Annotated in this window: 25 protein-coding genes; 6 read left to right on the forward strand and 19 right to left on the reverse strand. The window is 43.1% G+C overall.

The genetic code is table 11. The annotated features are described in order from the left end of the window. The first annotated feature begins 61 nt into the window (after positions 1-61). Positions 62-469, forward strand: coding sequence for a PA2817 family protein (locus DFP79_RS13005; protein ID WP_133504371.1), 408 nt, complete (start codon positions 62-64; stop codon positions 467-469). A 125-nt stretch (positions 470-594) separates the two neighbouring features. Here the strand turns inward: DFP79_RS13005 and fabF are convergent, their stop codons facing one another. The 7 genes from fabF to DFP79_RS13040 form a co-directional block, all read right to left on the reverse strand. Further along, complete coding sequence (gene fabF / locus DFP79_RS13010) at positions 595-1,836, reverse strand: beta-ketoacyl-ACP synthase II (protein ID WP_133504372.1); 1,242 nt, start codon at positions 1,834-1,836, stop codon at positions 595-597. A gap of 124 nt (positions 1,837-1,960) precedes the next feature. Further along, positions 1,961-2,194 carry an acyl carrier protein gene (gene acpP / locus DFP79_RS13015; RefSeq protein ID WP_013661163.1) on the reverse strand — a complete coding sequence of 78 codons (234 nt, stop codon included), beginning with the start codon at positions 2,192-2,194 and terminating at the stop codon, positions 1,961-1,963. Positions 2,195-2,323: 129 nt separating this feature from the next. Continuing rightward, positions 2,324-3,058, reverse strand: a complete 735-nt coding sequence (fabG, locus tag DFP79_RS13020; protein ID WP_133504373.1) for a 3-oxoacyl-ACP reductase FabG — start codon at positions 3,056-3,058, stop codon at positions 2,324-2,326. Between the two features lie 35 nt (positions 3,059-3,093). Next, positions 3,094-4,014 (reverse strand): ACP S-malonyltransferase, encoded by a 921-nt coding sequence (fabD, locus tag DFP79_RS13025; protein WP_133504374.1) that lies wholly within the window; start codon positions 4,012-4,014, stop codon positions 3,094-3,096. Beyond that, positions 4,011-4,979 (reverse strand): fatty acid synthesis protein, encoded by a 969-nt coding sequence (locus DFP79_RS13030; RefSeq protein ID WP_133504375.1) that lies wholly within the window; start codon positions 4,977-4,979, stop codon positions 4,011-4,013. The genes fabD and DFP79_RS13030 overlap by 4 nt, the downstream gene beginning before the upstream one ends. 12 nt (positions 4,980-4,991) lie before the next feature. Beyond that, positions 4,992-5,171: a 50S ribosomal protein L32 gene (rpmF, locus tag DFP79_RS13035; protein WP_013661159.1), complete on the reverse strand. Its 180-nt coding sequence runs from the start codon at positions 5,169-5,171 to the stop codon at positions 4,992-4,994. A gap of 11 nt (positions 5,172-5,182) precedes the next feature. Then, complete coding sequence (locus DFP79_RS13040) at positions 5,183-5,734, reverse strand: YceD family protein (protein ID WP_243730273.1); 552 nt, start codon at positions 5,732-5,734, stop codon at positions 5,183-5,185. A gap of 187 nt (positions 5,735-5,921) precedes the next feature. Here DFP79_RS13040 and DFP79_RS13045 point away from each other — a divergent pair, with 187 nt between their 5' ends. Beyond that, entirely contained in the window at positions 5,922-6,563 is a 642-nt protein-coding gene (locus DFP79_RS13045; RefSeq protein WP_133504376.1) for a Maf family protein, read from the forward strand. Between the two features lie 5 nt (positions 6,564-6,568). Here the strand turns inward: DFP79_RS13045 and DFP79_RS13050 are convergent, their stop codons facing one another. Beyond that, the gene (locus DFP79_RS13050; RefSeq protein WP_133504377.1) at positions 6,569-7,618 is read right to left on the reverse strand and encodes a S49 family peptidase; all 1,050 of its coding nucleotides are present in this window, start codon (positions 7,616-7,618) and stop codon (positions 6,569-6,571) included. A gap of 126 nt (positions 7,619-7,744) precedes the next feature. Between DFP79_RS13050 and DFP79_RS13055 the strand changes: the two genes are divergently transcribed. After that, positions 7,745-8,152 (forward strand): MaoC family dehydratase, encoded by a 408-nt coding sequence (locus DFP79_RS13055; protein WP_133504378.1) that lies wholly within the window; start codon positions 7,745-7,747, stop codon positions 8,150-8,152. A 58-nt stretch (positions 8,153-8,210) separates the two neighbouring features. Here the strand turns inward: DFP79_RS13055 and rluC are convergent, their stop codons facing one another. Beyond that, positions 8,211-9,185 carry a 23S rRNA pseudouridine(955/2504/2580) synthase RluC gene (gene rluC, locus DFP79_RS13060; RefSeq protein ID WP_133504379.1) on the reverse strand — a complete coding sequence of 325 codons (975 nt, stop codon included), beginning with the start codon at positions 9,183-9,185 and terminating at the stop codon, positions 8,211-8,213. A 466-nt stretch (positions 9,186-9,651) separates the two neighbouring features. Here rluC and rne point away from each other — a divergent pair, with 466 nt between their 5' ends. Then, entirely contained in the window at positions 9,652-12,843 is a 3,192-nt protein-coding gene (gene rne / locus DFP79_RS13065) for a ribonuclease E (protein WP_133504380.1), read from the forward strand. Positions 12,844-12,934: 91 nt separating this feature from the next. Then, a complete protein-coding gene (locus tag DFP79_RS13070; RefSeq protein ID WP_133504381.1) occupies positions 12,935-14,620 on the forward strand; it encodes a SulP family inorganic anion transporter in 1,686 nt (561 codons plus the stop codon). 22 nt (positions 14,621-14,642) lie between these two features. Here DFP79_RS13070 and murI read toward each other — a convergent pair whose 3' ends face one another. From murI to DFP79_RS13110, 8 genes are read right to left on the reverse strand one after another with little or no spacing between them, the layout of a single operon-like run. Then, a complete protein-coding gene (gene murI, locus DFP79_RS13075) occupies positions 14,643-15,530 on the reverse strand; it encodes a glutamate racemase (protein WP_133504382.1) in 888 nt (295 codons plus the stop codon). Continuing rightward, the gene (murB, locus tag DFP79_RS13080; RefSeq protein WP_133504383.1) at positions 15,527-16,540 is read right to left on the reverse strand and encodes a UDP-N-acetylmuramate dehydrogenase; all 1,014 of its coding nucleotides are present in this window, start codon (positions 16,538-16,540) and stop codon (positions 15,527-15,529) included. The genes murI and murB overlap by 4 nt, the downstream gene beginning before the upstream one ends. Before the next feature lie 5 nt (positions 16,541-16,545). Then, on the reverse strand, positions 16,546-17,007 hold the full coding sequence (locus DFP79_RS13085) for a low molecular weight protein-tyrosine-phosphatase (RefSeq protein ID WP_133504384.1): 462 nt from the start codon (positions 17,005-17,007) through the stop codon (positions 16,546-16,548). Position 17,008: 1 nt separating this feature from the next. After that, positions 17,009-17,203: a Trm112 family protein gene (locus DFP79_RS13090; RefSeq protein WP_133504385.1), complete on the reverse strand. Its 195-nt coding sequence runs from the start codon at positions 17,201-17,203 to the stop codon at positions 17,009-17,011. Beyond that, complete coding sequence (lpxK, locus tag DFP79_RS13095; RefSeq protein WP_133504386.1) at positions 17,200-18,228, reverse strand: tetraacyldisaccharide 4'-kinase; 1,029 nt, start codon at positions 18,226-18,228, stop codon at positions 17,200-17,202. The genes DFP79_RS13090 and lpxK overlap by 4 nt, the downstream gene beginning before the upstream one ends. Then, positions 18,228-18,644 carry an ExbD/TolR family protein gene (locus DFP79_RS13100; protein ID WP_133504387.1) on the reverse strand — a complete coding sequence of 139 codons (417 nt, stop codon included), beginning with the start codon at positions 18,642-18,644 and terminating at the stop codon, positions 18,228-18,230. The genes lpxK and DFP79_RS13100 overlap by 1 nt, the downstream gene beginning before the upstream one ends. A 23-nt stretch (positions 18,645-18,667) precedes the next feature. After that, positions 18,668-19,282: a MotA/TolQ/ExbB proton channel family protein gene (locus DFP79_RS13105; RefSeq protein ID WP_133504388.1), complete on the reverse strand. Its 615-nt coding sequence runs from the start codon at positions 19,280-19,282 to the stop codon at positions 18,668-18,670. An 11-nt stretch (positions 19,283-19,293) separates the two neighbouring features. Further along, positions 19,294-20,973 (reverse strand): ComEC/Rec2 family competence protein, encoded by a 1,680-nt coding sequence (locus tag DFP79_RS13110; protein WP_166637705.1) that lies wholly within the window; start codon positions 20,971-20,973, stop codon positions 19,294-19,296. A 242-nt stretch (positions 20,974-21,215) separates the two neighbouring features. On the opposite strand from DFP79_RS13110, the gene DFP79_RS13115 reads away from it, so the two are divergent. After that, on the forward strand, positions 21,216-21,731 hold the full coding sequence (locus DFP79_RS13115) for a DUF2062 domain-containing protein (protein ID WP_133504390.1): 516 nt from the start codon (positions 21,216-21,218) through the stop codon (positions 21,729-21,731). Positions 21,732-21,792: 61 nt separating this feature from the next. Here DFP79_RS13115 and DFP79_RS13120 read toward each other — a convergent pair whose 3' ends face one another. Both DFP79_RS13120 and DFP79_RS13125 read right to left on the reverse strand, forming a co-directional pair. Next, positions 21,793-22,473: an ABC transporter ATP-binding protein gene (locus DFP79_RS13120; RefSeq protein WP_133504391.1), complete on the reverse strand. Its 681-nt coding sequence runs from the start codon at positions 22,471-22,473 to the stop codon at positions 21,793-21,795. Next, positions 22,466-23,707: a lipoprotein-releasing ABC transporter permease subunit gene (locus DFP79_RS13125; RefSeq protein WP_133504392.1), complete on the reverse strand. Its 1,242-nt coding sequence runs from the start codon at positions 23,705-23,707 to the stop codon at positions 22,466-22,468. Before DFP79_RS13125 ends, DFP79_RS13120 begins: the two co-directional genes overlap by 8 nt. Positions 23,708-23,831 lie beyond the last annotated feature (124 nt).

A 23,831-nucleotide genomic window follows, 5' to 3' on the forward strand; every position in this document is an offset into this window, starting at 1 on the left:
TCATATAATGCACGCTCTAGTTAGCAAGCATTGCTTTATAATCAACATGAAAGGTTAAATTGTGAATACACGTACTGCGTACATTCTTAATACGCTCAAACAACTTAATGGCCGCCTTCTTGAACACGATCCATTTAACAAAGAGCATCTAATAGAAGAAGAATCTGATTTCATTGAAAAACTAAACAACCTTTTCAATATTCCGGCAGAAGGCAATCCAGACTTTTTGTTCGAACTGCAAGAATTTGTTGCTAGGTTTATACGTTGCTATCCAAACCTTGTTCCGTTAATGAAGCGCGAGCTTCTTTGGTTTGCAGGCGGTGAGTGCCTGCACTTTTTAGGTGACGAAGAACTGGCACTGTATGAGTTATTAGAAGACGAAATGTACCAGCAAAGCACATTAGGTAACGAGTACGATATTTCCAAGCTTTTAGAAGCGCTTAAACAAGCAAAGCAATCCATTCATTAGTTGCTTTGTCTTGTTGATGCAATTGAAGACTCCACTTGAAAAACAATTAGTAAATAACAATACTTAAGCTCTAGATAGCTACCTTTATACGACTAACAAGGTAGCTATCCTTAACTCAACTGACGCTAATCTACTTTGCTAAAAACAAGCGTACCGTTCGTCCCACCAAACCCAAAAGAGTTATTTAATACAAGCTCAATTTTTCGCTTCTGCGCCGTCATTGCTACGTAGTTTAAGTCGCACCCTTCACTAGGGTCATCCAAATTAATCGTAGGCGGCGCGACTTGGTCTCTTATCGCCAAAATAGAAAAAATTGATTCAACTGCACCTGAAGCACCTAATAAATGCCCAGTCATCGATTTAGTAGAACTCATTGCCACATCAGATGCGTCTAGTCCCATTAGGTATTTTACCGCCTCGCTTTCTGCTAAATCGCCCACCGGAGTCGAAGTGCCATGCGCATTGATATAGTCTATATCGCTAGGTTGCGCGCCAGCATCTTTTAGCGCCGCAGACATTGCTGCAATAGCACCTGCACCGTTCTCAGGTGGAGCTGTAATATGATGCGCGTCATCACTCATACCGAAACCAGAAAGCTCCGCGTAAATTTTTGCACCACGAGCCTTCGCATGCTCATATTCTTCTAAAATAAGCACACCAGCACCGTCACCCATAACAAAGCCATCACGGTCTTTATCCCAAGGGCGACTCGCTGTTTTTGGGTCGTCGTTGCGCGTAGATAGGGCTCTAGCAGCGCCAAAACCACCAATACCTAATGGCGTTATTGCCATCTCCGCACCGCCCGCGACCATCACATCCGCATCACCATAGGCAATCATTCGACCCGCCATACCAATGTTGTGCGTTCCGGTCGTACAAGCAGTCACAATGGAGATATTAGGTCCTTTAAACCCAAATCGGATAGCGACATGTCCTGAAATCATATTAATAATGGCTCCAGGAACAAAAAATGGTGAAATTCGCTTAGGTCCAGACTCGCTCAACAATGCGAGGTTTTTTTCAATCATTGGTAAACCACCAATGCCGGAGCCTATTGCACAACCGACTCGTGAGAGATCGGCAGTATCTTTGTCTATATCCGCATCTTCCAGTGCTTGCACTGACGCAGCCATTCCATACTGGATAAACACATCCATTTTTCTAGCTTCTTTTACGGACATATACTGCGTAGCATCGAAACCACGAACCTGCGCCGCGAATCTTGTCGAAAATGAGCTAGTATCAAAATGTTCTATATCGGATACGCCACTCTTTCCCTCTAGCACCTTATCCCATGTGTCTTCCACATTGTTGCCAAGGGGTGTCACCATTCCCATTCCTGTGACCACAACTCGACGACGAGACATAGAAATCCTCCAAATTATGCTCTTCCTAGGCAGTAAGCCTTAAAAAAACCAGTTGCCAATAATAAGAAAAGCCGCTGTACAACAAAATACAAGCGGCTTTTCGGAAACTCAGATCACTAGAGTATTACAAGTTAGCGTTGATGTAATCGTTCGCAGCTTGTACAGTAGTGATTTTTTCAGCTTCTTCATCAGGAATTTCAGTTTCGAATTCCTCTTCTAGAGCCATAACAAGCTCTACAGTATCTAGGGAATCAGCGCCCAAGTCATCTACGAAAGATGCTGAAGCAACAACTTCTTCCTCTTTAACACCTAGCTGTTCACAAACAATTTTTTTAACGCGTTCTTCAATGCTACTCATTGGAAGTTCCTACTCTACTCGTCAATAGCTCATTTGAGCATATTATAATGTTCTAACGCCTACTGGCGTGATTCTCAATCTGAACCGGAGACGTATTCTCGTTGAATTCGATATAAAATTCAACCCAAATTATGACATGTACATGCCACCGTTGACATGCAACGTTTCTCCAGTTATGTATGCCGCACCCTCAGACGCCAAAAAAGCAACCGCAGAAGCGATTTCTTCAGGCTGACCCAAGCGAGCAGCAGGCACTTTAGACACCAAATTCGCTTTATGCTCATCTGGTAAAACTTTTGTCATATCTGTTTCAATAAACCCAGGCGCAACACAATTCACTGTAATGCCACGAGAGCCGATTTCAGCCGCCAGAGAGCGACTAAAGCCTTCTAAACCAGCCTTTGCTGCAGAATAGTTTGTTTGGCCACCATTCCCCATTGAACCTACAACTGAGCTAATGCTAATAATGCGACCAAACTTGGCTTTAGTCATACCTCTTAAGCACGCTTTAGAAACGCGGAACACAGAACTCAAGTTAGTATTAATCACTTGATCCCATTCATCACCCTTCATGCGCATCATTAGGTTATCACGTGTGATACCCGCATTATTCACGAGCACTGTTGGCGCACCAAACTCTGCCGTAATTTCTTTGACTACACTGTCAACGGATTCTGAATTTGATACATCCAATACATAACCTTTGCCGTTGTCGGCCAAGTAGTCACTGATACTTTGCGCACCAGATTCACTGGTTGCTGTTCCAATCACAGTTGCACCTTGCTTAACCAATTCTTGAGCAATGGCTTTACCAATACCACGAGTCGCTCCGGTTACCAGAGCAATTTTTCCATTTAAACTCATCTTTACCTCAGATCTAAATTTAATACAGAGTTATTTTAAAGCGCAGCTTCAAAGCCTGCTGAATCACCAATGGAGGCCGCCCCAATACCCTTAACAATGCGCTTATTTAGGCCAGACAATACCTTTCCAGGACCACACTCTAGTGTTTTGCTCACCCCTAAACTTGAAAGCAGCTCAACCGATTGAGTCCATAATACAGGCTGACTTAACTGTGACACTAAATTCTCTTTAATCAGTAGCGCATCAGATACCGCACTTGCAGAGACATTTTGCACCAAAGTAATCTCAGGTTCTTTGAAGTCAATGCTATCTAACTTCTCAGCGAGCTTCTCACCAGCAGGGATCATCAACTCACAATGAGACGGCACACTGACAGGTAATGGCAGCGCACGCTTTGCGCCCGCCTCCTTTGCATTGGCCATAGCAAGCTCCACCGCTTCTTTATGCCCAGCAATCACAACCTGACCAGGAGAGTTAAAGTTAACCGCACTTACCACACCAGATTCTACGTTAGCACATGCTGCTACCACTTCTGCATCTGGCAACCCAATAATTGCAGCCATAGCCCCCACACCTACTGGAACAGCGGCCTGCATATACTCACCACGAAGTTTCACTAGCTCAACCGCGTCTTGAAAAGCAATGACTCCAGCACACACTAATGCAGAGTATTCACCTAAACTATGTCCTGCAACATAAGCGGGCTTTTCCCCACCCTCCTGCAACCAAAGTCGCCATAATGCAACACTCGCTGTCAGCAAAGCTGGCTGAGTTTTATCTGTTTGATTGAGTTTTTCGGAATCGTTTTGCACCAACTCCCACAGATCATAACCTAACACTTCAGACGCCTCGCTAAACGTCGCAGTGATAACATCATGCTTTTCAGCCAAATCAGCTAACATTCCCAAAGCTTGAGACCCTTGCCCAGGGAAAACAAAAGCTAGCTCATTGTTCATATAAAGCCCTCTTTCTCTAATTTTTTATCAATTGCACACCAAAGATCAGCCCGCGCCATTTCAATGCCATACTCGATAGCACCCATAGCTGCACGAAAATCAGATCGACCGTGTCCTTTTACCAAATTGCCACGTACACCAATAAAGCTAGCTCCATGATGACGCTCACTTTCGTAAAAAGACTCAAGCTCTTTTTTATTTATACTCGTTTTTACTAATTTCTTTTGGAAGTAAGTCAACAAGCCTTCTGATGCCTTTAAAACGGTGTTTCCAACCATTCCATCACACACAAGAACATTGCTCTCTCCACCAAATAAATCAAAACCTTCTGCATATCCATTATACTCAGGCCACATACGTGATGATAATGCCGAATCGGCTTGACGAATAACAGAATTGCCTTTTGTACTTTCAACACCAACATTTAGTAGTGCAACTTTAGCTGGCTCACTACGCAACACTTCTGTATAGGCAGCCCCTAATATAGAAAAACCTTCTAACATCTGAGCTGGGCAATGCACATTAGCACCAAGATCCAACAAACAACAAAGTGGATTAAGGCGTAATTCTCGTACCAAAGCTGGATGCAGTCTAGGACGAATCAAACCAAGCAAACGACGCGCCAACGCCACCATAGCAGCAGTATTCCCCAATGTCACAACAACATCATGAGCCCCTTCGGACATATCGTAAAGACTTCTATAAAGGGTGGATTCTGAACGTCGATAAAGGGTTCTGTTTACTTGCTCATCTCCGGAAATAAAGTCAGAGCAAACAACAGTCGAAAACCTGCCACTTAAAGCGCTGTCAATTTGAGATAAATCTTGGGACGAAAGAGTATCATCCGCTGAAAGGTATAGAGTGATTTGAACACTAGGGTAAGTTTCAAGCACTTGTTTTGCTGCCTGAAATGCAACGCGGGGACCTAAGTCCCCGCCCATAGCGTCTATAGCTACCCGAATCATAAGGGTAACTATTTATTCACCTTTAGGGGTGATTACTTGACGACCACGGTAAAAACCATCTGCAGAAACATGGTGACGACGATGTAGTTCACCAGTAGTTTGTTCAACAGAAAGAGTTGCGCTTGTTAAAGCATCGTGCGAACGGCGTTGGCCACGACGTGAACGAGTAACTTTACTTTTTTGTACAGCCATTTTTGGAGCTCCTAACTTTTCTTAGCTTTTAAATCAGCTAATATACTAAATGGATTCGGTTTAATTTCGTCATCCGGTGCGTCATCGGCAGACGATGCATACTTTAAAGCCACAGGGTTGCAACCAGTTTCTTCGTGATAAGCAACTATTGGAACAGCAAGAATAAGCTCTTGCTCAACCATATCCGCAAGAATTACTTCACCCTCGGTCATGACTACGGGGTCGTAATCCTTAGGCAGATTATTCGCATGCTCTTCGTCATAAACAAAGCCTAACGCTAAATCCACCTCTAAGTTACAATCAACACCTTCCATACAACGTTGACAAACAACCTGTACAGACGCGTTCATTGAACCAGTCGCGATGTAGCGCCTATCTTCATCGACTTTAAAGTTCAGATGAATAGAAACATGACCTTCATCAGACACTAAAAGTTCACGCAATTCACTTAGATCCGTGAGCGGCAATTGCCCCTCTAATGTCACTTCATGAGTAGCATACTTTCGGGGGTCAAAATATTTGGGTAATGAGTCATTCAACATGGCGAGGAATAATATTGCCAAGCAGAGGCATTGTCAAAGAGTTCAGGCACTTAAATCACTTTTTTTAACAAAATATTAGATATGAATGGAATTTCTGGTCATTCACAGCGTATATTAATTCCGTAACTGTCGAGTAGGCTGAGATTTGTTCAATTTTAATCGTCACGCCAGAGTACCCACATACACTACTTAGTTCTAACAAATTCCAATGAAACCAGCCATTATATTAGGATCATCATCGCCATATCGCAAAGCATTGCTTGAACGATTAGGCATCCCGTTTACAACCCAATCACCCGACATTGACGAAACACCACAAAGTCACGAATCTATAAGCGACTATGTGTTGCGAATGAGCCAAGAAAAAGCAAAGACCATCTTTAACAACTGCAAGATACCCAACGCCTTGATCATCACATCCGACCAATCGGCGACTCTCTCAAGCACAAAGTCTAATAAAGAAGCAACGCATGACCAAATAATTGGTAAGCCCCACACAATTGAGAATGCACAAAAACAACTAGAATCTTTTTCCAGCAACAAAGTTGTTTTCTACACTAGCGTTTCTATCACTTGCACCCGAACACACGAGACAAAATCAAAAGTCACTCAGTATTCCGTTCATTTTAAAAAGCTAAGCAGTGAAGAGATTTCAAGATACATCTCAATAGAAAAGCCGCTAGACTGTGCAGGCAGCTTTAAATGTGAAGGGCTAGGGGTTAGATTATTCGACAAAATGGAAGGGGAAGACCCAACTTCATTAGAAGGCCTTCCTCTTATTGCGATTTGCGATCTACTGTGTCACTTTGGAGCCGACCCACTAACTTATAAAACAGTAAACAGCCTTTAAAATATTTACCGCAATGAAAACATAGTAAAGACTTGTGACGCAAAGGAAACCCCAAGTTCCTTTGCCACTTCTTTCCACGGTTCTTCATGCGGCTCATAATAAACAGGTGTCAGGTTAGAAAATCGCGTTGATAGCATGTGCCCCAAATAATCCAACCCATCGATCAACCCAAAATTAACCGCTTGCTCGCCAGTAAACACCATACCCGTAAACAGATCTGTATTTTGGTCTAATTTCCCCGCACGCCCTTCCTTAACTGCATCAATAAACTGCTTGTGAGTACTGTTCAACACTGCTTGCCATTTTTGTGCAGAACTTGACGACATAGACGAAAACGGATCAAGAAACGCCTTATCTTCACCCGCTGTGAATAAACGTCGCTCCACTCCAATATTTTTCAACAAACCGCTTGCATCAAAGCCAAGCGACACAACACCAATCGAACCTACCAAGCTCGCCTTGTCTGCGTAAATTTCATTTGCGGCAGATGCAATATAATAACCACCACTAGCCGCCATATCACTTACAACAACAATCAACGGTATTTCACTGTTCTCCTGACGTTTTTGCATCAAAAGGTTATGTAAGATACCAGAATGCACAGGGCTTCCCCCAGGACTGTTCATTTTGATCACAACAGCCTTGGTACTGTGATCGGAATAAGCTTCATCAATTAACTGCGAATACTCATCCGCATCAATATCAAGCCCTGCTCCAATTGTCCCTTGCATTGGAATAATCGCAACAGACTCATTTGAAAGCGAGGTATCTTCCACTACGTCAGCCGCATTCCAACCCACAAAAATCCCAACAATTAAAAACAACCCAACAAAACGGAAAAATATCTTCCAGCGACGACCCCTGCGCTTCTCTACCACACTCTCAAGCAACACATCTTTTAGCAGCCCATACATTTCAACATGAGACGCAACCTCTTCAGTTTTTTTCGAATCGGTTCCTTGCGCAATTCCTTTTTGGTTCTCATCGGCTTTTCTCTCAGAAGAAAGCTCTGCTTTTTCGGATGTTTTACGATCATCCTCTTCGGTCCAACTCATTCAAAATCCTCAAAACAAATTCTTTTTCATAGACTTGAAGGCACCCTAACTCACCTCATACCTTTAAGACTAAGTTCAGTAAGTGTACCATACGCGCATTAACGAAAAATAAGGATAGTCTACAATATGAGTTATTCTTTCGAAGACCTTTCTGTTGGTCTAAGCGAAACCTATTCAAAGACCGTTACGAAAGAGGACGTACATACTTTCGCAGCAATAACGGGTGACAACAACCCTGTGCATTTAGATGAAGAATATGCCGCTCAAACAAGCTTTGGCGAACCCATTGCACACGGCATGTTAACAGCAGGTTTTATCTCCGCAGCGATCGGCATGAAGCTCCCTGGACCTGGCTGCATTTACTTAGAACAAACTCTTAAATTTCGATCTCCCGTTTTAATAGGGAAGGAAGTTCAGACTACGGTCACCGTAAAAGAGTTAAATGAACGCCGAAGAAGAGTAACACTAGAAACAGTTTGCAACTGTGACGGTAAAAAAGTAGTGACAGGAGAAGCAACGGTAATGCTCCCTTAATTTTATATGTGGAGTCGAAAGCAATTCTTTCGGCCCCACATATATCGTCACACTCATTTTAATACGTTGAGTCCAACACCTCAGACATAAGCGTTTTCCACTCTCGATCAAGCGGCGCTTCTAAAACAAGCTTTTTTCCCTCGTAATCTATTTCTAAGCGAGTTGCATGCAAACAGAGCCGCTTAAAACCAAGCTCCTTTGTTTTTTTATTTAACTCACTTGACGTGTATTTCTCATCCCCAACAATCGAGTGCCCGGCAAATTGAGTATGTACGCGAATTTGATGCGTCCTTCCCGTTACAGGCTCACACTGAACAAGACTGTACCCTTCGAATTGCCTAACGAGATTAAACCGAGTCAACGACTCTTTACCGTCTGGATGAACTCGAACAACTCGCTCCCCTGATTTAAGCTCATTCTTCATAAGCGGTGCATCGACTTTTTGCTTCCTTTTAGACCAAGAGCCATGAACCAATGCGAGATACGTCTTCTGCACACCACTTTTTTCTCTCAAAGCCTCATGAAGCACTTTTAGTACAGTTCTGCGTTTAGCAATCATAATCAAACCAGAAGTATCGCGATCCAATCGGTGAACTAGCTCAACAAACTTTTCCAACGGTCGCATCTGACGAATAACTTCAACCAAACCAAAACTCAAACCGCTGCCGCCGTGCACAGCTAACCCTGACGGCTTATTAACAACCAGCAAACCTTTATCTTCGTAAACAATACGAGACTCAATTTCTGCCTTGAGACCTTCTGCCACCGGTGGCTTTTCTGCCTTTTCAGGTAACATCAAAGGGGCAATACGAACAATATCGCCCGACTGGAGACGGTAATCCGGTTTTGTACGTTTTTTATTAACTCGTATCTCACCTTTTCTCAGCAAATTATAAATTTTGCCTTTTGGTAGTCCGCGTAGTTCTGTAATTAGAAAATTATCAACACGTTGACCGTGATTATTTTCATCTATATCAACGAACCTCACCTTACTTTTAGTGGGTTCAGAGATAACTTTGCCTTTGTTATCCAAAGAATGGTTTCCTTTATAATTGAAGCACTTAGTTTTTACTGCTATATTCAGTTCCGCAGAGGGTAAGAGGCAACAAAACGCCTCGAAGAAAAACGTATGATACCGAATTTATTACCGCTAGAGCGATACTCTGGCTTATATCTTACCTCTGTAACAGTTAAGCTTAAATAATAAACCGCATGAATCGAGAGAAGCCGATCATGGGTAGCATGTTTTTCTAGTTCGTTTGACTGGGTACGAGACGCTTTCAAAATCGAAATCACTGAAAGCCAATAATGACAAAAACAACCGTAAAATGATGTAACTTGCTTAGATATAACCAATCAACTGATATTATTTCGCAGTAGATCCTCTTCGCGCGTTACCCTCAACAAGCATGTTGTGTCCGCCGTACTCTAATAACAACTGGTTATCAGCGTTGCTCTAGATGGACTCTCTGTTCATAACTAAACAGAGTTCAAAATTAATGATTAGAATGCTAATAAACGCGACACAGCAAGAAGAATTGCGTGTTGCACTTGTGGATGGCCAACGTCTTTATGATCTAGATATAGAATCAGGATCAAGGGAACAAAAGAAAGCTAATATTTATAAAGGTAAAATCACCCGTATCGAGCCAAGCTTAGAAGCTGCATTTGTCGACTACGGCGCCGAAAGACACGGTTTCCTTCCTCTTAAAGAAATTTCTAAGACCTACTTCTCGAAAAAATCTCATTCTGACGGGCGCTTAAACATTAAAGATGTTTTAACGGAAGGTCAGGAAGTCATTGTCCAAGTAGATAAAGAAGAGCGTGGCAACAAAGGTGCAGCACTAACAACGTTTGTCAGCCTTGCTGGCCGCTATCTTGTATTAATGCCAAACAACCCGCGTGCTGGCGGCATTTCTCGTCGTATCGACGGCGATGACAGAACTCAGCTCAAAGAAGCTATGTCTGGCCTTTCTACTCCAGAAAACGGCGGACTCATCGTACGCACAGCAGGTGTAGGCCGCTCGACAGAAGAACTCCAATGGGACTTAGATTACCTAGACACATTATGGAACTCGATCACAAAAGCCGCTTCAGAAAAGCCCGCTCCGTTCCTAATTTATCAAGAAAGTAATATTGTCATCCGCGCAATTCGCGATTATTTGCGCGACGACATCGGCGAAGTGCTTATCGACGAAAAAGGTGCCTATCAGGATGCAATAAACTTCGTCATGCAAGTCATGCCACAGTTTAAAAGCCGCATTAAGCTTTATTCAGATACAACACCTCTGTTTAATCGCTTCCAAATAGAAACTCAAATCGAGACAGCGTTCCAACGTGAGGTACGCCTACCTTCAGGCGGATCGATTGTTATCGACCCAACGGAAGCACTGGTTTCCATCGATATCAACTCTGCTCGTGCCACTAAAGGCGGAGACATAGAGGAAACAGCGCTGCAAACTAACGTAGAAGCGGCTGACGAAATAGCACGCCAACTACGATTGCGAGATATTGGTGGTTTGGTCGTTATCGACTTTATCGACATGACGCCATTAAAGAACCAAAAAGAAGTTGAAAACCGGATGAAATTGGCACTTGAAGCCGATCGAGCTCGCGTACAACTTGGTCGAATTTCACGTTTTGGCTTGTTAGAAATGTCTCGTCAACGTTTGCGCCCTTCTCTAGGTGAAACAAGCGGTATCGTTTGTCCTCGCTGTAATGGCCAAGGCTTTATTCGCGACGTTGAATCGTTAGCATTGTCCGTATTACGCCTTATTGAAGAAGAGTGCGCCAAAGAGCGTACAGCTCAGATTCGTGCAATCTTACCTGTTTCTGTTGCTACATTCTTGCTGAATGAAAAACGTACCAACATTGCGAAGATCGAAAAACGCAATGACGTTCATATCATTCTAGTGCCTAATCCTCACATGGAAACACCACACTTTAAAGTGGAACGTATCCGCGATGACAATGCAGTTATCACACAAGATGACAGCAGCTACACGCTAGTAGAAACACCTGAAGAAGCTCCTTATGAGCCTCGCCAAACAGTTGAACAGGTTCGTCCACAAGCAGCAGTAACAAGCATTGCTCCCAAGTCTCCTGCACCAGCACCAACTGCCGAACCCAAAAAAGCAGAAAAAGCCGAAAAAGCCGGTATTTTCACTCGCATTATCCGAGCTCTTTTTGGCAGCACTGAAGAAACCAGCAGCACTACGAAAGCGACAACAACCTCTTCAAGCTCTAATACAAAAGCTAAATCCGGTCAGAGCTCGAATTCTGACCGCAACAGACGCAACAAACCACAACGCACCAGCAAGCATCAAAAGCGCGATTACTCTGAAGATCGTAAACAAGATAAGCCGCGCTCTACTCGTAAGACGCGTCGCGAGCAAGCTGAAGCTCAAGTAACTCCTGACAACACTACGACTTCACCATCTCCAAAGAAAAAGGTGAATACATCTGAAACTCGCAACGAAAACAAGCGCAAGACACCAGACGTTGCTCCCGAAAAGAAAGTTCCAGAAGTTAAAGAGCGCAAACGTTCACGTAACGAAAACAAACGTAGAAACGGCAAACTTCGTGAAGAAGCTGAATTGGCGAAACAAGAAGTTGTGAAGCAACAGGAAGCGGAAGCACAAGAAGTTGCTCAAACTAACGTAAATGACGCTCAAAGCCCGGCATCTTCTAGTAATGAATCCGGCACGAAAGAAAGAAAACCACGTAGATCACGCCGTTCACGTAAATCACCTCGTGGAGATGCTGCACCAGCAACGACTACAACTGAAGCAGTTACTGAAAACAGCACACCGAGTACAGAACAACAGCCTACGAAAAAGCAAGAAGCAACAGAGGTGAGTTCATCAGTTGAAGAAGCTGCGATCCAAACGCCTACTGAGCAAGCTACCCAAGCTGAAAAAGTAGACATTCAAACTCCAGTAGAAGCACCAGCTGAAAAATCAAATACAGTTGCCGAAGACAACGCTCAAGAACCAGCAGAAGACACAGACGCTAACTCAACAGCTCCTGAAGTTCCTTCTAGCGAAACAGTTCAGTCTGAAGTGACTCATGAGGAAACTACAAAAGATCAAACTGAAGCTAGCAGCTCTGAGAGCAACAAGTCTGAAGAAAATTCAACTTCCCCTATTATCGCGGAACAAGAAAATTCAATTGCTGAGACTACGAACGAAACAAAGACCTCTGTAGTAGAAATACAATCAGAGCAACCTACTCCCGTTTCTCACGTTGAAATCAAAGAAAAAGCAGAGCCTGAAGCACCGTTAGAGGTGAACACAGCCAAAGCTGAAGACACCATCGAAGCGACTCCAACAACGGCTGAAGCAAAATCGAACGAAAGCAATGAAAATGCATCTAGCGAAGCGACGGAAATGCAACCAGAATCCGACGCGACTGTAGAAAGCACTACTTCAGCGAAAAGAGTTCGAGCTCCACGACGCGGGCGCGGAAAGCCTGCAGCAAAAGTTGTAGAGAAAAAAGAAGCGGTTGAATTGCCGGAAACAATCCTTAAGCAGCAAGAAGAAGCTAAAAAAGCACTGGAAGAAAAACGTGCAACTTCAAGCGAGCGAAAAGGGCGACGTGAAGGGAGAGTTAAAAACGACCCTCGATTGTCACGCGGTGAAAACCAGCAAGTAGAAAACCCAACTACTGACTCGGACACCGAAACTGCTTAGTAAAATTAGCTATTAGCTGTAAAAGAGCCCGCTGCCTGCGGGCTCTTTTTTATAAATTAAAAATTTTAGTTAATAACTTTTGTTTGGAAAAATGAAGACACTTATAGATATATCTAGGTTTAAAAACGCGTCTTTAACTGGAGATTTGTTTGGAGGACTCACGACAGCCATAGTGTCTCTTCCATTGGCACTCGCTTTTGGCGTTGCGTCTGGAGCAGGTGCAGAGGCAGGGCTTTGGGGAGCGATTCTTGTAGGCTTGTTCGCATCAATATTTGGCGGCTCCACATCTCTTATATCAGAGCCAACAGGACCTATGACGGTGGTTATGACCGCTGTCCTCAGTGCAATGATTGCTGCAAATGCTGAGCAAGGAGTTGCCATGGCATTTACCGTCGTCATGATGGCTGGACTATTTCAGATTGCCCTTGGCGCATTAAAACTCGGTAAATACATTACCTTAATGCCTTATAGTGTGATATCAGGGTTTATGTCCGGTATCGGCGTTATTTTAATAATCCTCCAACTTGCACCATTTCTTGGGCAAGCCACCCCACCAGGCGGCGTCACAGGCACACTTTCTGAATTACCAAATTTACTATTAAATATATCGTTCTCTGAATTGTTTCTCGGCTTAGTTACCCTAGGGATTCTTTTTTATCTTCCCAAAAAATGGCGTAGACGAGTCCCTCCTCAACTGGTCGCTTTGGTCGCAGTAACACTACTATCGGTAATTATCTTCTCAGAAGATGGTGTTCGCCGTATCGGCACCATTCCGTCTGGCCTACCAGATTTTCACATACCTTCATTCACCTTTGACCAAATAATGACAATGGTTATAAACGCCCTTGTTCTTGGTACACTAGGGTGTATTGACACACTACTTACTGCTGTTATCGCAGATAGCCTAACCCGAAATGAGCACGACTCTAACCGAGAGTTAATTGGTCAAGGCGTTGCTAACACAATATCGGGGATTTGCGGAGGCTTACCCGGTGCTGGCGCAACTATGGGCACCGTTGTAAATGTTCAATCTGGCGGTAAATCTCCGCTGGCTGGCATCACTCGCGCCCTAATTTTGCTTATCGTCGTGTTAGGTGCATCATCGCTAACGCAAACAATCCCCATGGCTGTATTGGCGGGAATATCGTTGTATGTAGGCATCAACATACTGGATTGGAGCTTTATACAACGCGCACATAAAGTCGCCAGCAGCCCTGCTATTATTATGTATGGCGTGATGGCTCTCACTATCTTTGTTGATTTAATGGTAGCCGTTGGCATTGGCGTGTTTATCGCAAACATACTTACTATTGAGAAATTGAGTAGATTACAAGAAACCAATGTTAAAGCGATCAGCGATGCTGACGATGATGTCCCCCTGAAAGAAGATGAAAGGGAGTTGCTTGATAGCGCAAAAGGCAAAGTATTATTTTTCTATCTTTCTGGGCCGATGATCTTTGGCGTCAGCAAAGCCATTGCTCGCCAACACAATAGAATCAATCAATATGAGGCCGTAGTTATTGATCTAAGCGCTGTGCCAATGATGGATTTAACAATTGGGTTAGCTTTAGAAAATGCGATCATTGATGCGGTCGATGCAGGCTGCGGTGTGTATATTTTCAGTCCTAATGGACAAACCACGGAGCGATTGGAAAAACTTGGCGTTATGGCGCGACTTCCAGAAGAAACGTTCTGTGATACTCGTTTAAATGCGCTTAAATCTGCGGTAAATTCAACCCAGATAGAAGCGACAACTAGTGCAAGTAAACGTAGCTAAAAACGCTCGCGCATAATTGAGGTTAAAAAGGTGCAGTATCATGGAAGCTCAAATACGTCTTTCCAGATATTGCACTTTTATCTTCACACCAATAACGAAGAGAGCCCAACGAAGTCTCACTACCAGAAGAATGAAGTGTAACACGCCCTAAAGGCATCTCTCGCAACCAACAACACTCCTCTTTCGAGCCACAATCAACCTTCTGGCCAAATGGATTGCCTGTCGATATATGATTAGCAGAAGCCACCTCGTGCAAACGCCACAGAAGTTGATCCGTAACCCCCATACTAGGCTCCAAAATAGCCACCCCCAAAAGCCGCTCCTCAAACATCCTTTTAACCAAAGGATAATGAGTACACGCCAACACCAATACATCTGAGCGAAGCATTTGAACCTTATCGCAAATCCGTGCTACCTCTAAAGATAACGCCCCTTCAGATGACAGGTCCGCGTTGTCTATCAATTGGGCTAGACTATCACTCGCTATTAGATCCACATGCTTATCTTCCTTCCACAGAGAGAGTAACTCTTGTAGCCTTTCGCTCTGAGTAGTAACTGGCGTCGCTAAAACCGAAACACGATTAACTAAAGGGTCGATTAAGGCAGGCTTTACGGCGGGCTCCACCCCTATTACAGGAATAGAAACCACCTCTCGTAATACATCAATCGCTTCAACAGTGGCAGTATTACATGCCACAACAATCGCATGAATAGGCGTTTCGAGTGACGATAAATAAACACCAATATTACGTATCCGAGATTGTAGAAAAGAGGAGGGTTTATCACCATACGGTGCATACTTACTGTCCGCATAATAATATAAATTTAACTGTGGCATTTGATTTCGTATAGCATTCAATATTGACAACCCGCCAGCGCCGGAGTCAATAATGGCTACATTAATCGTCATCTAGGTGTTCCAAGAAGCACTGGCTCGCGTTCAAGCGTTACGCCAAACATATCTTTAACAGAGCGGATAATATCACTCTCTAGCTGTCTTAGGCAGGCAGCTTTCTCATCCCCTCTGTTAACCAATACCAATGCTTGCTTTTCGTACACTCCAACATTACCAATTTGACAGCCTTTCCAACCCGCCTTTTCATTCAGCCACCCAGCAGCCAGCTTCCAGCCACCCTCAACTTTAAAACTGACCAAATCTTCAAATTCGCTCAGCAAGCGATTTCGTTCACTATCGCTTACTACTGGGTTTTTAAAAAAACTGCCCGAATTTGGTAGATTAAGTGGATCAGGCAGTTTCGAACGTCGCACTTCACACACTACATCATAAACATCTTTATAACTTGCTGATGACGTTAGCCTTTTAGCCAACCCTCCATAATTCAATATAAGTCCAGCGGATTGACTAAGCTTCAAACGGATACTGGTAATAATATACTTAGATGCCCAAAGTCGTTTAAAGTAACTTTCACGATAATCAAACCCGCACTTATCTGAATCAATAATCTCGAGCTCCATTGTATCGCAATTGAGAGCCTCGACACTTACCAGAACATCTTTAATCTCAACACCGTATGCACCTATATTTTGCACAGGAGCCGCACCAGACGTACCGGGAATAAGACCTAGATTTTCAATTCCACCATAACCTTTCGACACACACTCTTTAACACATTCGTCCCATATTTCACCAGCACCGAATACTGCCTCTATTCGCTCAGAACCCTCGAAATAAGAGCGCCCCATAATCCGATTTAGAATGACTAACCCTGAAATATCTCCCTGAATAAGTAAATTGCTGCCACCACCTATCACGGTGATATCCAACTTTTCAGTCTTTGCGAATTTCACCAAGGCTATGAGACATTCTGGTGTATCAGCAATTGCGAAACGCTCTGCCGAGTAATCAAAAGAAAATGTATTGTAGGGTTTCAGACTAACATTAGATTCAATATGAGACATGGGGGTTATTTTACAGGTTTAATATACTCAAGAAACGAATCAGCGATTTCAGTCAAATGAAGTCTCATTGTCTGAAATCCACTCTCATCGCCATAATATGGGTCATCCACTTCTCCAAAAGAAACGGTTTCAACATATTCACCAAACATAACTACGTTTGCTGTTGCATCTTTTGGCCTCATTGCCAGCAAATTCTGTAAATTTGATCGATCCATTGCCAAAACCCAATCGAATTTGTAGAAATCTGATACAACGACCTGCCTAGCTTTCTGCCGAGATAGGTCTATCCCTACTCGACCTAATTCGTTAACAGACCTCCTATCAGGCGATTTACCAATATGGTAAGCAGCGGTTCCAGCGGAATCAACATTAAGGTGCAGACCTTTTTGCAATGCAGCACGCTCAACAATACCTTGGGCCGCCGGTGAGCGGCAAATATTACCCAAACACACAACCAGCAAATTCATTTTATTTCTCTTCAGAGTTCAAGCGCTCATCAGTCGTCAAAGTACGAGCTTCAGATTCTAATAACACTGGAATTCCATCTCGAATAGGATAAGCCATGCCACCGACCTTACTAATCAACTCGGTACCTTCCGCATTCATTGTCAATGGTGCTTTAGTTACTGGGCATACCAAAATATCTAATAAAGCTTTATTCATCTCTTTCTCTCTTTAACTATATTCTTCAATAAACGAAGCAACCTGAGTTTAAATTCATCAGGCAAATTCAAAGATACCGGCACATACCACCAGTCGCTTTCTTCGCGTGCAATCAATGCGCATTTTACGGCATCCTTTTCGGTCATAACCAACCTCCCTGCTGGCAAGTCACTTCCTACATATCGATGATGATCTGAAAACCATGTCACCTTTGAATTAGCCGGCAAGTTACTCGCAATTAACGAACGCCAAAATCGGCTAGGGTTCCCTATGCCAGCAATAACATGCCAACTACCTTGAGCCAAGCATGATAAAGGCTGTTTTTTATTCGGTCTCTTAACCGAATTCATCTCAGAGAACTGCAAATCACCATCACACACACAAAGGTCTGACGGAATACTGCTCAAATCAAAAGTAGGCTTGCCCACACTGAAAACAAGATCAACACTATTAAGCCTTTCTACGGGTTCTCTAAGCGGACCAACTGGCAATAAAAAGCCATTGCCAACACCCCTCTTCGCATCGATCATGGCGATTTCTATATCCCTGTCGAGTGGATAATGCTGCATACCATCATCACACACTACAACATTGACATCTTCTCTAGACTCCAAAAAGCGAACAGCTTCTACTCGGTTTTTGCAAACACACACAGGAACATTAGTGCGCTTAGCAAGCATGACTGGTTCATCACCAAACTCATAAGGCGAAGAATCTATACTGACTAAGGTGGGAGCAGTTACATTTGCACCATGTCCTCTGGAAATAATAGCCGGTGAAAAGCCTTCTGCTTTTAGCAGCTCGCATACAGCAACAACCATAGGTGACTTGCCTGTTCCGCCTACCGTTATGTTACCAACGACAATGACAGGTAAAGAAGACTTATATACGCCTTCCTTCGAAAGGAACTTCAACCGTTTATTCTCGATAATGTATTTTGCGACAGGTAATAGCGGTGCTAATAACCAGGTAACTCCGATTTTCTTTGTATACCAAGAATCGGTAATCCATTTTTCAACAGTCACTACTCTTCTCGTTCCGCTGTGTGCGCAATTTTATATATACCCAGTTGAGAGGCTGCATCATACACTCGCAACACTAATTCATAGGGAGCTTTAGCATCAGCCGTTATAACAAGCGGCTGATCCAGATTGTCACCTCCCGATTCTTGGATGCCTTGAACTAATGTAGATACTTGCTCATTCACAAGCGTTCTGTCATTGATAACATACTGACCATCTGAGGTGATGGTGATTTCAATCGTTTTTTGGGCGTTTAATGAAGGCGCCTCGCTGGACGCGCTCGGTAAATCTATGGTCAGTTCAGTACTTTGTTTGAACGTGGTACTCACCATAAAAAAGATTAACAAAAGAAACACCACATCAATTAGCGGTGTTAGGTTAATCTGTACATCCTCAATTTTTTGGCGGCGAAATTTCATGAAGACCTCTAATTCAGATTCTCTTAATTTGAATCTCGATCGCCTTGAAGAGCGTCGATCAATTTCGAAGACTGATGCTCCATAGACACAACTAACTCATCAATTTTTCGGCTGAAAAATCTATGGAAGATAATTGCAGGGATCGCAATACCTAATCCTGCCGCCGTAGTCAAAAGAGCTTCGGATATTCCGCCTGCTAACAAAGATGTATTCCCTGCCCCTTCTTCCATCAGAACAGAAAAGACTTTAATCATACCCACTACAGTGCCAAGCAACCCCAGTAAAGGAGAAACCGCTGCTATCGTCCCCAATGAACTCATAAAACGCTCTAATTCATGGATAACTTGAGACGCTGCGTCTTGCACCGCTTCTTTCATAACTCGACGACCGTGCTTTGAACTCAACAGGCCAGCAGCAAGAATTGAGCTCAATCCAGTGTGTTGCTGCATATTTCGGATGTATTCCAAGCTCATGCGGTCTTCCCGCAATCGCGCCATAACTTCATTCAGTTGATTTTTTGGTACAACTCTAGTGCGTCGCAACGTCCAAAATCGTTCGATCACAATAGCAAGCGTTAAAATAGAGCAGCCTAATAACGGCCACATGAACATACCACCTGTTTGAATAAAATCGAGCACAACACCTCCTATTACAGACGATCCAAATTTAACATACTATTTAGTTCAGCAACACGCATACAATACATTGAATTGAATAATACGCTCATTTGCGAGCAAGAGCTTGATTTAACGATAACTTTTTCATTGTCGGGTACAATGTAAAACGACTCATTCATTGGCAAATATACAACCTCTACGTCCAACGCCGACAGCAAATTAAACACCCTTTTTGGCAAGAAACCCGCAGTGATAACCCAGTCGATATCATTTTCTATAATATAATCCGCACCCACATTCGCGTCGACAAGCAGATGTACATTCCCAGACAGCAGTAATGCCTTTTCATTCAGTTTACTTAAAGGAACCGTTGCTTGGTTGTGATTGAGCGCTATCGCCTGCAGTTGATCGTCTCTTTTTTCATAAAGATCACCGTTTTTATTATATACAACAAACGCGCCACTCATTTGCTCAAAAAACGTCGGAGAAAACATCAAAACAAAAGCGCAGAGTAGAAAAATGACACTCCGTCCAATAGAAAAAATCGCCAACCCTGCAAGCATGATTAGAATCAAAGAAAGCTTCTTATAGGGTAAATCAGAGAGAACCAAGTTCACGGGCGTAACATTAAAAGCCACCCATTCCAACGCATTGATCAGCCAGACGAGAACCGGATCCAACATAAAGTACACATCAAACTCGAACAACTCATAAAAAAGGCTCGACACCACAATAACAGGAAACCAAACAAGGCCCACAACGGGCAACATCAACATATTTGCCAAAGGTGACACAGAACTAATTTGGTCTTGCCAACCAAAAATCAACGCCAAAGAACACAAAGACAACATACATTGAGTACGAACTGTTTTGAAAGACGAGAATGTTCGAGAGATGGCAATCAGAACAAACACCATCCCAAAAGATAACCAGAAACTAGGCGAAATGAGTCGGAACGGCTCAAGCATTAACATAAACAGCATTACCGAAAATAGAACGGTGGATATGTTAGTTCGTACTCCCATCAATTGAACAACAAAATATGTACACGCCATCAATACAGAACGCTTAACAGGGTCACTCCAGCCAACGAGTGATGCATAATATACTGCAAAGAACGTACAGACTCCTGCGCGTAACAACAAAATATCACTAAGATAAAACACGCAGTTTTTCGGCAAAAACCTCCATATAAATTTTGCCAACCACCACCCCAGTATGCACACAAACCCAACATGCATTCCAGAAACGACAAACAAATGTGACAACCCCAACTGACGAATCACCCATACGTCACTTTGAGTTAGAAGACTCTTATCTCCGTACAGAAGGGCTTGTGAATAACGCCAAGACTCATACCCCCCAACATCTTTGTACACCCCAGAGTAGACGCCTAATTTCACACTAGACAACTCAGAATTGTTCATTACCTCTTTAAGGTTGACTAGGAGAACGGCAACACATCCATTCTGAAATGCCATTTTTTGATAAAAAGACCCAAACGCTGCGACGGGGTATTCTTTTCTAATCGATACCAACCGTAAATCAACTTCTAAAGAGTCATCCAGTGAAACTCGACAAAGAGAATAAATATCTTGGCGTTTAGAGTACTTGTCAACAATAAGTACATCTAACCCATTGAAGCGGTTAGTCTTATCCGTGTAACAATTATCTGAGATGCTCAGCATGACGCTGTTAGGCCGATCACTCAACAACGGCGTCTTTAAGGAAAACACATTGTGGAAAAATAAAAGCAATATCACTAAAAAAATGAATATTGCTCCCAAGTATCTTTCTGTCCAGATTAAGTAGAGACATAACAGAATGATACAAGTAGAATACAGCGCAATTAGATTCTGTGGCACTAACATTCCACTCACTAACACTATAAGGTTAATGATTAGCAATAGGACCTCCTTGTCCACATTGTTGCTAAACGTTTTACACGTCTACTATGCCAAAGCGTTTTTTACAAAGATACATTCCGCACCCAGAAAAGTTACGCCAAAACAAAGTATTAAAGATACTCGGTTCAAAGGTTTATGAACCAGATTTATGGCACATGAATAGAAAATCAATCGCTAAAGCGTGTTGGAATGGTTTATTTTGGGCTGCAATACCGATGCCGCTTCAAATGCTGGCGGCAGCATTGTTAGCTATTCCATTACGCGCCAACATACCTTTGTCTATCGCAATGGTGTGGATAACAAATCCTATAACAATGCCTTTTGTGTTTTACTTCAACTATCTCATCGGCACATTATTCGTTGGCGATGAGAGTGACCGAGATTTTCACTTATCTGTTGAATGGATTTGGGCCAAAATAGAACACATATGGCTCCCACTTTACACAGGGTCAGTCATCGTCGGAATGGTTGTTGGCGTACTATCTTATATCGCCGTTTTGGTGTTATGGCGCATGCACGTTATAAAACGTTGGCGCAATCGCAAACAAAGCAGAAACAAATAACACATCACTTAAAATCGAGTCGCCGATAAGAAGAAAACTCTCTCTTATCGGCACTCTAGATCTAAATTTTGTTGAGTTCACCACTTGTAAGCCGGTACGCGCCATCCATCCAATCCAGCATTCGCTCATCGTGAGTGACAACAATAAACGCCATACCTAATTCTTCTTTCAGTTCTCCAATAAGCGCCTGAATTTCGTTTGAGGTAGTCTCATCCAAATTCCCAGTTGGCTCATCCATCAACACGCACGCAGGCTGGGTAACGAGTGCTCGCGCTATGGCAATACGCTGGCGTTCACCCCCGGATAATTGGCCGGGCCGATGATCTGACCTTTCAGACAACCCAACCCGTCGAATAACCTTTAACGCTTTTTCACGAGCAATTGAACTTTTTACGCCCGCTATATTGAGAGGCATCATAACGTTTTCTAACGCACTAAACTCTGGCAGCAAATGATGAAACTGATAAACAAAACCCATTGAAGTGTTACGCAGTTTGGATCTCTTCGAATCTTTCAATGACCCCCAAGAAACACCTTCAATACGCACCTCTCCGCTCGTCGGAGAGTCGAGACCAGCCAACAGATTGAGCAATGTTGTTTTACCGGAACCTGAAGACCCTACAATAGCAATTGCCTGCCCTGCACTAATCGAGAAGTTAATCCTATTTAGTACGCGAACCTCTCGTTTACCATCAACGTATGCTTTGGAAAGTTCCTCGCACTCTAATACAAAATCACTCATAGCGCAGAGCCTCCGCAGGTTCAACTTTAGACGCTCGCCACGCCGGATACAATGTAGCCATCACAGTCATAACAAAGGCAAAACCAACAATAATTTGAACATCGCTCCATTGAAGCTCTGAAGGAAGGTAATTAATAAAGTAAACATCACCGCTTAAAAATTTGGTACCAATCATTTGCTCTACCCATGCAATGACAGCACTAACATTCAATGCCGCAACAACACCAAGCACCAAACCGATCAAGGTTCCCAAACAACCTATAAACACGCCTTGCACAACAAACACTTGCATAACCTGACCCGAAGTAAGCCCCATTGTACGCAATATCGCAATATCGCTTTGCTTATCCGTAACGACCATCACAAGAGTAGAGACAATATTGAACGCTGCAACTGCCACTATAAGTGTTAACAGCAAGCCAATCATGGTCTTTTCCATTTTAATAGCTTGAAATAAATTGCCATGCGTTCTCGTCCAATCACTAATGCGGTTTTGGCCAGGAACAGCTCTAGCAATATCCCAGATTTTAGAAGGCGCATCAAATAAGTCATCAAAACTGATCCTTAACGCTTCAACTTTATTAGAAGGGTAGCGCTTCAATTTCGCGGCATCGGCGATATTAATATACGCCAAGGAACTGTCTAGCTCGGCACCCACCGAGAATGTGCCCACAACGGTGAATCGCTTGAGTGTTGGAGTAACGCCTGCAATTGACACATTCGCCTTCGGCAAAAGAGCAGTAACTTTGTCGCCAACACGAACACCTAGCATTTTCGCTAACTGAGAACCAAGAACAATGCCGAATTTTTGATTCTTTAGCGCGTCTAGCGAACCGCTTTTCATATTTTCATCTAGAATGGAAATTTTAGATTCCATATCGGTATCGATTCCATTTAACAGTGCTCCGTGCACACCTCGGGTCGATTGAAACATTACTTGCGCTTGAATGTGAGGTGCCACACCCACAACACCAGGCATTTTGCTGACCATTTTGGCCGTAGATTGCCAATTTTGAAGTATTGGATCTCCCCACACTGTTGCATGCGGAACCATCCCCAATATGCGCTGGCGAAGCTCTCTATCAAACCCGTTCATAACAGACAAAACAGTAATAAGTACTGCTACACCCAACGTTATTCCAGCAATTGAAGAAAAGCTAATAAATGATATAAAGTGATTTTTACGCTTTGCTCGAGCGTATCTAAGTCCAATTTTTACGGGTAGCAAGTTCAAGTGAATCTTCCATTCTTATAAATAATGCAGTCTCTATGACATTGGAGAAATATATAAGTTTCCAACTTCTTTGGAGTATTACCTCAGCTCATGTCTAAATAAAGCGCTCCTGCATCCATCTATT

Source organism: Marinomonas balearica (assembly GCF_004362145.1).
Taxonomy (GTDB): Bacteria; Pseudomonadota; Gammaproteobacteria; order Pseudomonadales; family Marinomonadaceae; genus Marinomonas; species Marinomonas balearica.